Consider the following 13034-nt stretch of genomic DNA (forward strand, 5'->3'; position numbering starts at 1 on the left):
AAGGCGAGCGTTGAGGCCAGTGATCATTGGTGGCATTATCTGGCCATCAGTACGGAGAGGGATTTCCACATGACATTCGGACTAGCCGAGTGCTGCGCCTTGAGCGATGGGCGCGGTGATGAGTGAGCCAACGCTGAAGTGCCGTCACACGGGGCAGGACGTGCCGTACCAGATCCACCAGGGTCTGGCACCCATGTACGTGTTCCAGCTGAACGATCAGTGGGATGCCGAGAAGCGCCAGATTCTGAGGCAGCTGATGGCGGATGTCCCTGCTGCCGCTAATGACCCCAACGTGCTTTTCGATCAATTGCCGGCGTATGGCCTGACGGATTTCCATTGGAGCTGGCTCGATAAGGCGTTCGCCTTCCGTAGCGATGACTACCACTGGTTCTTCCTGAGTGCCCAAGGGCGGATCCAGGCGACCTGCGTCATCTACCATCCCAAGGAAAGCCGCCTGGATGGGGAGCGCATTTTCTACATCGACTACGTCGCGTCCGCCTACTGGAACCGGGATCGACCGAAATATGTGAAGCAGTTCGGCAACGTTAGTCGGATCCTGATCGCCCATGCCTCCCACTTCGCCATCAACCAGCTGGGCTACCGTCCAGGCTTCTGCTTGCACTCGCTACCGACAGCGGAAGGGTATTACCGCTACCTCGGCATGATTGAGTACGACGCTGATGCCGACAAAGAGAACCTGCGCTACTTCGAAGCGCCTCCTGATATAGCGGGTAAGCTGGCAGGGGAGGCTCAGCATGTCTGACTCTCCAGAAGGGCTACCAGGCGACTTCGAGGTTTATCCGTCCTCGCGGGATGCTGCGGTTGAGTTCACGGCGGCCTTGTCCAACCTGAAGAACGCGCTGAAGCCGGCGGATGCCAGGTCGCATGCGCGGCCTGGTGAGGCGTATGACGACTTCATCATTCGGCTCGCCCTCAACGCGACCAACAACAAGGCCGTGCTCTATCGTAAGAATGACTCTGCGGAAGAGACCAAGATCCAGGCGTGGTTGTCGCTGATCAACGAGAAGTCCAAGTTCGCTGTGCTTAGCCGGAGGATGCCTGATTTTCAGGGCTTGAGCGCTCAGCATCTCCGGCAGATCGCGCTCCTCAGTCTCAAGCCTGAAAGCATCACCACCTTGGTCGATGTCTTGGCCGAGTCCTATGGTGTGCTCCTAGTGGTGGAGCCGGGCTTCAAGTCGATGAAAATGGATGGGTGTACCTTCAAGTTGTCGCAGGGTACGCCAGTTGTTGGGATAGCACTTCGATACAATCGCTACGATAACTTCTGGTTCACGCTCATGCATGAGCTTGCCCATGTCCACATGCATTACGACTATCTCGATAATCCGATCTTGGATGATCTCGAAGAAGATAACGACTCTGATCGAGAAGTCGAGGCCAACATCATTGCGAAAGATAGTTTGGTGTCTCGACAGCACTGGCGGATGGCCTGGAATGTCAGGGGTGACAAGAAACAGCTGCTGGATGTTTGCGTTAAGGCTGAAGTTCATCCGTCCATCATGGCGGGGATGATTCGTCACCAAACCAAGAACTACAAGCTTTACCCTGAATTGCATCACTCTATGGACGTTAAAAGCGCTTTCGGGTTTGCCAATGATTAAGTATGTTCCATTTCTTAAGTTCAAGCAGAATGAGATTCAAGGCGTTGGGGTGCTGGATGATGCGATTCGTAATCAAATAGTACCTATGTATGACGTTCCTCGATCAGAAGTTGTTATGACAGAGGGAGAGGTTCTCGAGCGCCTGAGAATTGCGGAGAAGAACCTCAAGTCAGGGCGCAAGAAATCCATCTCGTATAAGTTCTTTGTCGATAATTTTGATATTGATGACAATATTGATCTGGGTGGGGTGCCGCAGTATAGGGCTATACTGGATTACCTCTCAGACTATACGATTATTCCTGTTCTAGCGTTTGATCGCCATCCAGATCATAACGTGGCCGCTCTAGAATATGTGAAGACTCGGCCAGGTACTGAGGTTGGTATTCGTCTGCAAATGCTGGATTTGGATAGCTATAATCTCACTAAAAGTAATTTGGATGCGCTGTGGGTCGATCTGGCAGCTGCTAACCCACAGTCTGTCGTACTGCTTCTCGATCTACGAATTATCGAAGAAACAGTCGAGACGAAAAAGAAAGTTGAACGCTTCTTGGCTGGCTTCCAAAAGGACTTCCAAGTCACTGCCGTGGTGATGAGCGGGTCAATTGTTCCAGCTTCAATTGGTGGGCTGATCAAGACTGGTAAAGAAATTAACATTGAGCGAAAGGAGTATATGCTCTGGCGCTCAATCAATTCTTCGCCGGCATACAGCAACGTCCTATACGGGGACTACGGAATTATCAGTCCGGAATACTCAGATGCTGATATTGAACCTGAGCTAATCAGTGGTCTCTCTGCGCCCAAGGTTTTTTATACCTATCACGAGAAATTTTTCATAATTCGTGGTAAGCGATTCAAGACACATAAGCATAGGCAGTATTTTGATATTTCCGATAGCTTGGTGGATCAGGTGTTTTTTAGAGATCCTACCTACTCATATGGTGAGCGCTATATCCATGACCGTAGTAAAAAGGCTGCGGTGCGGGCTAAGTCAACGGGCTCCCCTGGCAGCTGGATCAAGACTTCAACCGCCGCTCACATCACTTTCGTGGTTAACAATATTTGAGCGCCTTTCGATGAGGGCGCCTTGGATTCCTGCCAGGGCGTCGTCACGGCTCAACTGATAGCTGATTTGCTCAGCGATATCGTCACGGTTGAAAGACTTTTTGAAGATGACTTCAGGGTGTGCGGTCGCAATGGCCGTCAACTCTGCTTTCCAGAGCATGAGAAGGGCATCTTTCTTGGAGAACATTGGATTGGTGCCGGCCTTGCGGACGTAACGCAACACTGTGCGATCTTTACCAGGTGTGGCGAGCATGATGCCCCAATAGGCAGGGATTTTTTCCATTGCCCAGCGCACATGATTCTCGGTGGTCACCAAGGTCAGTTTCGGGAATGATCTGGAGTAGAACTCCGACTGCGACAGAATCCTTCGAACATTATCTGTTTCGCCTTTGATTTCGTAGCAATGCATCTCTCGGTAGCAGGCAACTACGTCGGCAATGGCGTTGCCATTATCGATGGTGAGCTCTTCGAGCACGCGAGCAGGTTTAGGCGACCGCTTCATTAAGTGATCAACTAAAGCGGTTCGGATTTCTTTATCTCTGAGCACTCAGAGCTCCAGGCAGGCACAAACGCAACATTTTAGCCTATAGAGCTCCCCGTTGTGGAGTGCGCTCGCCTCTTTCTGAAAGCATCCCGACCGATAGCGCGATGGTGCCGGGGCAGGTCGATTCGGCCTGGAGGCTTTCGGGTGATAGCCTAGTGAAGCGTCTTCGCAATCATCCGCATCCCGGAGCACCACATGATCATCCTCGACCGCCTTGTCGCCTGGCTGTTCCCCGACCGCCGCCCCGAGTGGGAAAAGCAACGTGAGCGCGAGTTCATCGAAGCGGTGAACAGCCTCAAGACGCTCAGGGTGACGCCGGAAGGTGGCATGGCTATCGATCCTGAGGAAATTCGTGAGCAGGTGTTGGAATCGCGGGAGCGGCTGAAGCACTTCGTCCGTAAATCATGACTGGCAGTTCAGTCAGGGTTACTCAAGGATTTGTCACACCTGGACAACCTCCAAGTCCTAATAGGCCTCACTTCCCAGGAGAGGTGCTGGGTGAGTAAGCTTCGACCGAGCAACTGATCCCATCCTCCCTCGTGACTGGCAGGCTACAAAATGGACTTACTCACGCCTCTTTTCGATCAAGACAAGCTTCATCAGCACTTTAAGACGATTTCTGATGGACGAGTTGGTCGGCATTACCAGCGCGATGAGATCCTACGTTGGATGGAAGGTTTTCCAGACAGGGATAACAAGTTCGTCAAAGAATTTCAGACAACCTTCAACTCGAGCTTTTGGGAGATCTATCTTTACGCAGTTCTCCGAGAGTACGGTTTCTCGTTTGACTGGACGCATGCCGCGCCTGATTTTTTGGTCACCGCAGCAGATACGACATTTACGGTCGAGGCCACTACGGCGAATCACGCAGCCGATGGAATCCCTGAGTGGGGGGAGCCCCTCACTCCAGATTTCTACGATAACGTCGATTTCAACGAGCTCAATCGGATCGCGATTATTCGCCTGGCCAACGCGTTCATGAGCAAATCCAAGAAGTACCTGGACAAGTATGAAAATCACTGCCACGTGAAAGGGCGCCCTTTTGTCTTGGCCGTTGCGCCTTTTGAGCAGCCAGGGTTTCACCTTCAGGCTTATCGGCCTATTGAGGCGTTGCTGTTTGACCATTACGTGGACGAGGCCGAGTACATGGCTAACCCTCAACGCTTCCCTAATGGGCCTGTAGCCAGATCCCTCGGCACTGTGGAGAAAGACAACGGCGCAGAGATCGAGCTGGGTTTTTTCCACAACCCACGTTTCCGTCACATCAGCGCAGTAGCTTTCAGCCATTTGGCGACTTGGGGGAAGGTGGACGCTATGTGTGGAAACCCTGACGCGATCATTCGCTCGATCTGGTCTACCCCTGAGGGCATGAGGCCTGTGGTGGCCAAAGCGAACGAAGGCCCGGAGAAGATCACCGATGGCTTGCGGATTTATCACAATCCCTACGCCACGAACCCTTTGCCCTTAGAGGTATTCCGGAGAGAGGGTGTGGTGCAAATCTGGGCTGATCGCGATGAACACGCTCTCCTGCATGAGCAGGCTGATAATTGCCTACAGTCGCGGAGCGCTATCACGCTGTTAAGAGGGTCTGACGAAGACTTTGAGGAAAGTCCGATTCCCTAAATCAAGCTCATGGCCGACCCAGTGGGCTAGATGTGAGAGTCCCACAGCGGTCATTCAACCGAGTGCCACATACGCACAACAGTGCTGCTCGGCAACACCAAGCTTCTTACAGATCTCGGCCTGAGAGACCGGCCTCCTTCTGCTCTCGTATCGCCCTGAGCTTCTCAGCCGGAGCTACCTGGCTCTCGCTCCCAGAGCCGCCACACAGTGCCCTTCGAATACCCCAGAGCACGGGCCACCTCAGCCTGGGTGAGGCCGTCTTTTTTCAGCGCCTGCACTGCCTTCCACTTCTCTCTAGCAGCAGTCACTCGCGGATGCTCAATCTCGCGAGGCTGCCGTTCCATAATCTCGTTGGCTCTCCCCAATGCCTCTGCTTCCACGATTGCATCGATCAGCACCTGGTGAGTCGTCTGTTGGTTTTCAGCTGCAATGACCATGGCGAACAGGGTCGCTGGGCTGATGTTCAACGAAATGGCCAGATCCCTCACGGTATCGATGGTGGCCGTGAAGCTAGCCGCTTCCAGTTCGCTGATCGTTTGTTGACGAAGAAGGCCCGAGATCTCCTGCTGAGACAGGCCTTGCTGCGTTCGGAGCGACTGGAGCACGGCAGCGAGAGAGTGGCGTAGCGGCATTTCTGCCTCCGCAAAAGGAGACGGTATGCCTCGTTTGCCTAGACTCGCTCAAACATATATATTGGTTTGAGTGAGTCGAACGGCGATCTGCCGCTACGTTCCCGTTCGCACATCACCTCGTCGTTTTGAATACCGAGGTAATTGGTGACTGATAGCTCCGTAGAGCACGAGCTGCTCCAGGAAGGGCACGTCTCTTCCGCTGGGACGTCGCTGTCCCAACCCGAAATTGAGGCATTGCTCGCCGAATGCTTTCCTCGCAGGCCGTATTGCCTGGTTGAGGATTGGCTCATCTTCCACGTTGACGAGCCACAGGAGTCGCTGGACAGGGTGCGCTCTGTAGGCCTGCAGCCGATGTTCCTGTACTCCCATTGCGTCAACTACGACAGCGAGGGGCGATTCCCGCCAGGGGGCTGGGTGCGCTCGACGCTGTGCAAAACCTACGATGGCGTGTGCATGTTCGAAACGCGCAACACCGTGTACGTCTTGGTAGGCCCTGGTCGTGAGCAGACCGCCTCGCTGAAGACAATATTCGGCTTATGTTGACCCGCAGGTTCCGCCTGGCGGGCTTGCCCTGATGAGATTCACGATGTTCCGCATTAGCACGCAAGACCAAGCTGGCCCGGTAGGCATGTTTGGAGACGGCTTGGCTCATTTCCATGCAGTCACACGATCTTTGGCCACTCACTGGTATCACGTCAGCCTCAAGCGCCGGCATGAGGATCGGTTCGTCGCCTACGAGGAGATGCTCAACGATGAAATGCGCCTCGTCCAGTTGCTGGTAGCGCAGGACGAGAGCCTGGTTGTGCAGGAAGTCCAGGCCGTCACCCCATCTTGGATGAACAAGGACGGCAGTTGGAAGATGGAGAAGCTCATTTCACTGTCGATGGGGCACAACCAGGCTGGTGTGGCCGTCTGCATTCTGGAAGTAGAGAGTGGTGCTGTGTACATCGATACGCATGAGGAGGGTCTCGGTGTCGACTCGCTAAACGGGGTCAAAGAGCTCTATCGACGCGGTATGGCTCAGGCCAACGCTGGAGAGCCTCGGAGGGCTTAGGGATGTCAGAGGTCAACACGGTGAAGGTGGACTATCACGTGAAGCGCTACTCGGACTTCGACCTGTTGCGTATTGCTCGAGCTGTAGGCCAAAAGTACGAGGACGACATCACTGCGTTTCTGGTGAATGTCCACATTCATCGACTCAGTGCCGTTGGCGTCGTCTTCGGGCATGTGCGGCAAGGGCCTCATGGTCGTTTTGCCGATGGGCACCTGATCCAGACATCCGACATCGTGAATGCCAGGAAGGAAGGCAAGTTCTGGGTGATCACGACCATGCACTCGCGTTACGTGGTGGCTACCTTCCGCCGTGATGGTGGGCGCCGTAGCTTGAGGGATTTTTGTCGCCTGGTTGGAGGCCACTTCCCCAATACACAGCTGCACTGATTTAGATCGAGCCTGAGCATGCCGAGGTGTGCTCGAGGCCTTCCCCTGCCTGTCATTCAGGAATTGAGCTAGGAGCTGCAAGTGTTTATAAAGTTTGAATATCTGAAATTTTCAGGGTGCCTACAGGACATACGAGTTTTTGAGAGCTTCTCAGATAATGTGCAAGTCATCATGAAAATCGACGACGTCCTCATTCCTAATTTTCGGATGCCTACTCGAATTTATGAGGAGTTGGAGAATGGTGGCCGGTATGACTTTTATGGCCTTGTGCAGAAGTCGAGGAATAAGCAAAAAAACACAGGATTTGTAATGGCTGTAAAGGCCGAAAACGGGAAAATCCTAGAGCAGCCTAGCTTGAAGTACACAAGCCAGTTAGGTATTTGGGTGAACGGTGCGGTAATCGCGGGCGTGGCGTTTCTGCTATCCTGGATTGGATTATTTTTTGCAATCGGCGCGTTTGATACAAGTGGTGGATCGTACAATGGCTTTGCCCAATTTGTATCCGATCTGACTGGCTATTCACTTACCATTGCTGGTTTGGTGTTCGCTGGTTTCGTTGGCGTAGGTATCAACTTGTTCCGTAAGGCAACTTCGCTTGAGACCTGGAAGTCGATTGCTCCGGACAAGTTAGTACAGCGATTCAGCAAAATGCATCGCTGATACTTGAGCGTGCCCCTGTGGGGGACGGCTGTCGTAAACCGTGCCCGGCTTGTCGGTCACGGCCCTACGGGCTTCCATCCTCACGCCTTCAGCCATCGTGGCTTGCGCGCTCCGCTTGCGGTTTGGTCGCAAACCCAATGTTTATGGGGCTTGTAACGTGGTTTTGGGAATGTAACATTGACGCTGTTACATTCCAGAATGTGCGTTACAGCCTCGATTCTGAAGGATGGGCCGCTCCGTGTAGTCACCTGGCTTGGGCGACCTGAGATTGCTATGACTTTCCTCAGCCGATTCTGTAATCTTGCTAAATAATTAGCCTCCTGAGGAATACGTCCCGATGTCCCGTCTCGCTGAATTTCGTCGTCTAGAGCAAAAACTCGCTCAGCAATTGGCAGAACTCGAAGCCATGAAGGGTGATTCGGCCATCAAGGCCGAGATGGAGTTCGAAGAGAAGCTGCGAGCCTTGCTCGGCGAGTACGGCTACAGCCTGCGCGATGTGATCAATATCCTTGATCCCAAAGCTCATAGTCGTGCTGTGGCCCCTGCTGCACAGGAAAAGACCAGCCGTAAGCCTCGTGAGGTGAAGGTCTATAAAAACCCGCACAATGGCGAAGTGGTTCAGACCAAGGGTGGTAACCATGCAATTCTGAAGGCATGGAAAATCGAGCATGGCGCTGAAACTGTCGAGTCCTGGCGTCAGTAAACATTGCGCCTTGACGCAATGAGTACGCGATAGGTAGCCTCATCATGTATGTGTCCGACACCAAAGCCTCTCTGAGGAAAAGACCTCTTCAGCGACAAATCAAACCCCGTCGCGGGGAGTCGGAGACCCCGAGCTACACCATTTAAAAAACCGCCTGTTGGCGGTTTTTTTGTTTCCGTCTCGACCTGGCTTGGGCAATCCAAGAACGATCAAATGAACGGTGTCTTCGTGCTGGTCATTGGCTGGTCTAGCTTCCTTGAGTTGTACCGGTTTCTGATCCGCCCGGGCTAGCGCCCCCTCGCGGTGTCATCCACTCCCTCTGGCCGATCACGACAGGCGGCAGCTTGACACCCAAATCACGCAGGTCTAATCTACCTACCAGTAGATAGACAAACCGAGGAGGTACTACTCATGCAGTTCAAAGGTCGCAAGCTTCTGGTTGTAGGTGGTACGAGCGGCATCGGTCTTGAAACCGCACGTATGGTGGCGGAACAAGGTGGCTCAGTCGTGATCGTGGGTAACCGTGCCGAGAAGGCCGAAGCGGCCCGTAAAGAGCTGGCAGCTCTGGTAGGTGAGAATAAGGTCGTTGCTTATTCGGCTGACCTCACCGACTTCGCCAGCGTGAAAGGGTTGATCGAGAAGCTGGCTGCCGAGCACAAGGATATTGACCTGATGGTCAACTCCGCCGGCATCTATTACCCCAAGGCCTTCGTTGAGCACTCGTTGGAGGACTACGACAACTTCCTCAACCTCAACCGCGCCATTTTCTTCCTGACCCGTCATGTGGCTGCGGAGTTGGTCGCGCAGAAGAAGCCAGGCTCTATCGTTAACGTAACGGCTGCGGCTGCCCGGCAGGCTGTTGAAGGCGTACCCGCATCGGCTTACTCGATGGCCAAGATCGGCCTGGACACTCTCACTCGCCACGCGGGTGCAGAGTTGGCAGAGCATGGTATCCGCGTCAACTCGGTAAGCCCCGGCATCGTGGAAACCAAGATCTTCGAACGCTTCATCCCTGGTGATCAGCTGGATGGTGCCCTGAAGGATTTCAACAATTTCCACCCGCTGGGTCGCAATGGCACACCACGTGATGTGGCTGACTCAATCGTCTTCTTGCTGTCGGACAAGGCGTCTTGGGTAACCGGCGCAGTCTGGGATGTGGACGGCGGAGTCATGGCCGGTCGTAAGCAAGGCAAGTAACATAGCGTGTAGTGGCCGGAATCGCTTTTCTGGTCGAGCGATTTTGGCAGGAGATTTTATGGCACTGGCGACACGGGACGCGTTAATTCAAACCGCTGAAGGGCTTATGCGTACCAAAGGTTACGCGGCATTTAGCTATGCGGATCTTGCCGATGCGGTTGGTATTCGAAAGGCGAGCATCCACTACCACTTCCCAACCAAGGAAGACCTGGGGATTGCAATCGTTGAAGAGTACGTATCGCGGGTGGAGGCTGAGTTCGAACGCATCGAAATCAATCATCCCACTGCATTGGACAGGCTTCATGCGTTCTTTGTGTTGTTCCATGCAAGCACCGAAGGTGGACTGCTGCCTCTGTGTGGCGCATTGGCTGCAGAGATGGCGGCTTTGCCTGACGGGCTTCAACGACAAACGCGCCGTTTCTTCGACGTGCAATTGTCCTGGTTGACCAAGGTCATGGATCAAGGAATTACCTCGGGTGAGATTACCGAGGGTCGTGGCGCCAGAGAAAAGTCGTATTTGCTGCTGAGCATCCTTGAAGGCTCAAGCTTCATCAATTGGGCCACCAACGAAGATGATCACGTGAATATGTCAGTCATTCGGATGGTTGCAGAGTATTGATCTCTGCTTGAGAACAGGGCCGAAACGGGTCACGTGTCGGCCTTTTTTTGAAACGTCTTACCTATCAACCAGTAGGGTGGTAACTATGTCTAGCATGCCAAATTGGGAACAAACCATCACCGACGTCAGCGCCCGCCTGAAGGAGTTCGGTGCGCATTCGCCTGACACCCTGCGGGGTGTGGCAATGCTCGGTAACGCCGGTAACAAAACCAATCACCTGGACGCGAAGACTCGCGAGCTGATCGCACTGGCGGTGGCAGTAACGACTCGCTGTGACGGCTGCATCGCGTTCCATGCAGCGGAAGCCAAGAAGCTTGGCATCACGACCGAGGAAGTGGCTGAGGCACTTGGAGTAGCGGTGAATCTGAATGCCGGCGCGGCGGTTGTTTACAGCACCCACGTGCTGGATGCCATGGATCGTAGCTGATAGCCCAGGCCGTTCTTTGTGACAGCAGAGGTGCAGAGGAAAGTTATGAAAAAGATCACGGTTGAAGTCTATTCCGACTTTGTCTGTCCCTGGTGCTGGATAGCAAAGAAGCGGTTGGAGCAGGCAATCGGCGCTCTTCCGAGCGACGTAGAGGTTGAAGTTGTACCCAGGGCCTACCGCTTGGCCAAAGGCATGCAGCCCATCGCATTCGAGAAGGCACTGGTGCTGAAGACAGGTAGCCAGGCTCGTGCACAGGTCTTCATGGAAGCTATTCAGGAAGTCGCCTCTCCTGAGGGCTTGGACTACCACTTCGATGTGATGCGTTTCGGGGACACCAGTGCGGCGCATCAGTACGTGAAAGCCATTTCGAGTCCGACGCTACAGGCGAAATATGTAGAGCGACTCTACGCAGCTGGAACTACAGAGGGGCGCGACATTTTCGATGAGCGAACACTTAAAGATCTTGCAGCTGAAGTTGGTGCTGCTGACCTCTTTGGATTCGATTCTTCGGAAGCAGCGATTCTCAGCGATGAAGCAACCGTTAAGGGCCTTGGCACCGGCATCCCATTGTTCGTTGTCAATGGCAACCGCTATCTCTCAGGGGCCCAAGAGGTTGAGGTGTTCTCCAAGGTGCTGAAATCAGCTGTTGAGGATCTTTCGAACGATGGAGAGAGCGTGAGTGGAGCAAGTTGCTCGATTTCTGGTTGCGAGAGCTGACCAGGCCATCGCCTTCACCTGTTTTTTAATTCTGAGTTTTTATCCACGATTTTGAGAGGAACTGAAAATGGACAAGCATCTCAACGGTATCGATGTCGCTGCTCTGCAAGCCTTTGCACAGGGCGTCGCTGAAGATCCAGCCAAGCGTCACGCACGCTTCAAAATCAACACCAAGTGGGAACATCAGACCCGCACCGTGGCGACCATTGACCGCTTCCACCTGGGCGGCACCGACTACCCACGAAACGTCCAGATCGCGGCTGATGAGCCACTGGAGCTGCTGGGTACCAACTCTGCCCCCAACCCGCAGGAGCTACTCATCTCTGGCCTGAACGCCTGCCTCTCAGTTGGCTATGTGGTGAACGCATCGGCCATGGGCATCACTATCCACAGTCTGGAAATCGAAACCAGTGGTGAGCTGGATCTGCGTGGCTTCCTGGGCCTGGACGAGAGCGTCAACCCAGGCTTCGACGAGATGAGCTACGTGGTGCGCATCCATACCGATGCACCTGCAGAAAAAGTGGAAGAGCTACACCGCATTGTCACCAAGACTTCCGTGAACCTCGCCAACTTCTCGAAGGCCATCCGCATGGTGCCCAAGCTGGAAGTTATCGCCGGCCAACCAGCCGCCTGATTCACGAAGTCGTTTGCAGAGGTAGATCATGAAAAAGCTGTTTACTCCTTACGACCTGGAAGGCCTCAAACTCGCCAACCGCGTTGTGATGGCCCCAATGACCCGTACCCGGACGGAAGACAATGTGCCGTCCGAGCTGACCGCGCTGTACTACGCGCAGCGGGCCTCGGCGGGCCTAATTATCACTGAAGGCCTGCCGATCTCCGACGAGGGGCGCGGTTACCTGTACACCCCCGGCATTTACACCGACGAGCAGACCCGCGCTTGGCGCGAGGTAACTGATGCCGTTCATGCTAAAGGCGGCAAGATCTTCGCCCAGCTGTGGCATGTAGGCCGGATGTCTCACGAATCGCTGCAGCCTGGCAACGCAGCGCCTGTTTCGGCAAGTGCCGAGCCTGCTGTGGGCACTACGGTTTACGCCTGGACTGCACCCGGTGTGGCTGGCCCGGTCGCACCGAGTGTCCCGCGTGCTTTAACTGTGGATGAGATCCACCGCGTGACCGAAGACTTCGTTGCCGCCGCACTGCGAGCGGTGGATGCGGGCTTCGATGGTGTGGAGCTCATGGCGGCTAACGCATTCCTGTTCGACCAGTTCCTGAGCAGCCAAATCAACACGCGTACCGATGAGTACGGCGGCTCGATTCAAAACCGACAGCGCTTCTTGCTGGAAACGGTCGACGCGATTGCTGATGCCATTGGCAGCTTCCGTGTCGGTGTTCGTATCTCGCCGTTTGGGCGCCTGTATGACCTTCGCCCGTACCCGGAAGAGGAAGCAACCTGGAACAGTGTTGCTGCCGAATTGAACGAGCGCGAATTGGCCTTCGTCCATCTGAACTACCAGCCAACACTGGACGCGGTTCCATTCCCGGATGGTTTCTACAAGCAGTTCCGCTCGCTCTATAAGGGCACGGTCATTGGCGCAGGTGGCTTCACCGCTGAGCTGGCAGAAGCGGAGCTGCAGAACGGCAATCACGATCTGATCGCCTTCGGCACCTCCTACATCGCCAACCCCGATCTGGTGGAGCGGATGCAAAACGGCTGGCATCTGGCCCCCAGCGATCATTCCACGTTCTACGGTGTGATCGGGGCAAAAGGCTACACGGACTACGCGCCTTACCAGGCTTGATCAGGCGTGTTGATCATCGGAATACCCA

General features: G+C 54.3%; 18 protein-coding genes. 16 read left to right on the forward strand and 2 right to left on the reverse strand.

Translation table 11 applies throughout. From position 1 onward, the window contains the following. Positions 1-118 precede the first annotated feature (118 nt). The 3 genes from G1E_RS01985 to G1E_RS01995 are packed head-to-tail and all read left to right on the forward strand — an operon-like array spanning position 119 to position 2685. The gene (locus tag G1E_RS01985; protein WP_230384432.1) at positions 119-763 is read left to right on the forward strand and encodes a hypothetical protein; all 645 of its coding nucleotides are present in this window, start codon (positions 119-121) and stop codon (positions 761-763) included. Next, positions 756-1622 (forward strand): ImmA/IrrE family metallo-endopeptidase, encoded by an 867-nt coding sequence (locus G1E_RS01990; RefSeq protein WP_009681466.1) that lies wholly within the window; start codon positions 756-758, stop codon positions 1620-1622. Before G1E_RS01985 ends, G1E_RS01990 begins: the two co-directional genes overlap by 8 nt. Further along, positions 1615-2685, forward strand: a complete 1071-nt coding sequence (locus G1E_RS01995) for a hypothetical protein (RefSeq protein ID WP_009681465.1) — start codon at positions 1615-1617, stop codon at positions 2683-2685. Before G1E_RS01990 ends, G1E_RS01995 begins: the two co-directional genes overlap by 8 nt. On the opposite strand, the gene G1E_RS02000 is transcribed toward G1E_RS01995, so the two are convergent. After that, positions 2644-3231, reverse strand: coding sequence for a sce7726 family protein (locus tag G1E_RS02000; protein WP_009681464.1), 588 nt, complete (start codon positions 3229-3231; stop codon positions 2644-2646). The genes G1E_RS01995 and G1E_RS02000 overlap by 42 nt on opposite strands. Positions 3232-3423: 192 nt before the next feature. Here G1E_RS02000 and G1E_RS02005 point away from each other — a divergent pair, with 192 nt between their 5' ends. Together G1E_RS02005 and G1E_RS02010 are read left to right on the forward strand one after the other, a co-directional pair. After that, on the forward strand, positions 3424-3636 hold the full coding sequence (locus G1E_RS02005; protein ID WP_009681463.1) for a hypothetical protein: 213 nt from the start codon (positions 3424-3426) through the stop codon (positions 3634-3636). Positions 3637-3786: 150 nt separating this feature from the next. Continuing rightward, on the forward strand, positions 3787-4851 hold the full coding sequence (locus G1E_RS02010) for a hypothetical protein (protein WP_009681462.1): 1065 nt from the start codon (positions 3787-3789) through the stop codon (positions 4849-4851). Positions 4852-5015: 164 nt separating this feature from the next. Here the strand turns inward: G1E_RS02010 and G1E_RS02015 are convergent, their stop codons facing one another. Continuing rightward, a complete protein-coding gene (locus tag G1E_RS02015; RefSeq protein WP_009681461.1) occupies positions 5016-5483 on the reverse strand; it encodes a helix-turn-helix domain-containing protein in 468 nt (155 codons plus the stop codon). 144 nt (positions 5484-5627) lie between these two features. On the opposite strand from G1E_RS02015, the gene G1E_RS02020 reads away from it, so the two are divergent. From G1E_RS02020 to G1E_RS02070, 11 genes are all read left to right on the forward strand, one after another. Further along, positions 5628-6026 carry a hypothetical protein gene (locus G1E_RS02020; protein WP_009681460.1) on the forward strand — a complete coding sequence of 133 codons (399 nt, stop codon included), beginning with the start codon at positions 5628-5630 and terminating at the stop codon, positions 6024-6026. 43 nt (positions 6027-6069) lie between these two features. Continuing rightward, the gene (locus G1E_RS02025; protein WP_009681459.1) at positions 6070-6537 is read left to right on the forward strand and encodes a hypothetical protein; all 468 of its coding nucleotides are present in this window, start codon (positions 6070-6072) and stop codon (positions 6535-6537) included. Between the two features lie 2 nt (positions 6538-6539). Then, on the forward strand, positions 6540-6923 hold the full coding sequence (locus tag G1E_RS02030) for a hypothetical protein (RefSeq protein WP_009681458.1): 384 nt from the start codon (positions 6540-6542) through the stop codon (positions 6921-6923). A gap of 171 nt (positions 6924-7094) precedes the next feature. Continuing rightward, positions 7095-7583, forward strand: coding sequence for a hypothetical protein (locus tag G1E_RS02035; protein WP_143133043.1), 489 nt, complete (start codon positions 7095-7097; stop codon positions 7581-7583). A gap of 337 nt (positions 7584-7920) precedes the next feature. Then, on the forward strand, positions 7921-8286 hold the full coding sequence (locus G1E_RS02040) for a histone-like nucleoid-structuring protein, MvaT/MvaU family (RefSeq protein ID WP_009681456.1): 366 nt from the start codon (positions 7921-7923) through the stop codon (positions 8284-8286). A 411-nt stretch (positions 8287-8697) separates the two neighbouring features. Next, complete coding sequence (locus G1E_RS02045) at positions 8698-9483, forward strand: SDR family NAD(P)-dependent oxidoreductase (RefSeq protein WP_009681455.1); 786 nt, start codon at positions 8698-8700, stop codon at positions 9481-9483. Positions 9484-9541: 58 nt separating this feature from the next. Then, positions 9542-10102 (forward strand): TetR/AcrR family transcriptional regulator, encoded by a 561-nt coding sequence (locus G1E_RS02050; RefSeq protein ID WP_009681454.1) that lies wholly within the window; start codon positions 9542-9544, stop codon positions 10100-10102. A 94-nt stretch (positions 10103-10196) separates the two neighbouring features. After that, positions 10197-10529 (forward strand): carboxymuconolactone decarboxylase family protein, encoded by a 333-nt coding sequence (locus tag G1E_RS02055; protein WP_009681453.1) that lies wholly within the window; start codon positions 10197-10199, stop codon positions 10527-10529. A 45-nt stretch (positions 10530-10574) separates the two neighbouring features. Next, positions 10575-11246, forward strand: coding sequence for a DsbA family oxidoreductase (locus tag G1E_RS02060; RefSeq protein ID WP_047149582.1), 672 nt, complete (start codon positions 10575-10577; stop codon positions 11244-11246). A gap of 67 nt (positions 11247-11313) precedes the next feature. Further along, complete coding sequence (locus tag G1E_RS02065; RefSeq protein ID WP_009681451.1) at positions 11314-11880, forward strand: OsmC family protein; 567 nt, start codon at positions 11314-11316, stop codon at positions 11878-11880. Positions 11881-11908: 28 nt separating this feature from the next. After that, positions 11909-13006 carry an alkene reductase gene (locus G1E_RS02070; RefSeq protein WP_009681450.1) on the forward strand — a complete coding sequence of 366 codons (1098 nt, stop codon included), beginning with the start codon at positions 11909-11911 and terminating at the stop codon, positions 13004-13006. Positions 13007-13034: the final 28 nt, after the last annotated feature.

Origin of the sequence: Pseudomonas sp. TJI-51, assembly GCF_000190455.2 — a bacterium.
GTDB classification, from domain to species: domain Bacteria; phylum Pseudomonadota; class Gammaproteobacteria; order Pseudomonadales; family Pseudomonadaceae; genus Aquipseudomonas; species Aquipseudomonas juntendi.